The 253-nt window shown below is 52.6% G+C and carries 1 protein-coding gene; it reads left to right on the top strand.

Annotated elements, in window-relative coordinates; translation table 11 throughout:
* Nucleotides 1–63 precede the first annotated feature (63 nt).
* Nucleotides 64–253 (top strand): hypothetical protein (locus tag JAO32_RS19950; protein WP_334243652.1); only part of this gene is annotated, 190 nt, incomplete at its 3' end.

The following is a 253-nucleotide window of genomic DNA, read 5'->3' as shown; positions in this document are numbered from 1 at the left end:
CCGTGACTGCTTGCGGCAGTGAGTAGGACATGAGTTTTTTCTTAGACACGAAGCGGGTCATCCTTGTCCACGCGAAGCCTGTACGAAACGAAGTTCGTCATCCTGAGCGAAGCCGAAGGACCTGCATCCTCTCCCTCACAACAACTTCTCTGGAGAAGTTATCCTGCGTCATTCGCAGAATGCTTCCGGGAAGTATTGCAGTGGGCACAGAAGAATGCAGGTCCTTCGGCTTCACTTCGTTTCGCTCAGGATG

This window comes from Terriglobus sp. ADX1 (assembly GCF_036877645.1).
In the GTDB taxonomy this organism is placed as follows: domain Bacteria; phylum Acidobacteriota; class Terriglobia; order Terriglobales; family Acidobacteriaceae; genus Terriglobus.
This window is presented reverse-complemented; position numbering and strand designations above follow the sequence as displayed.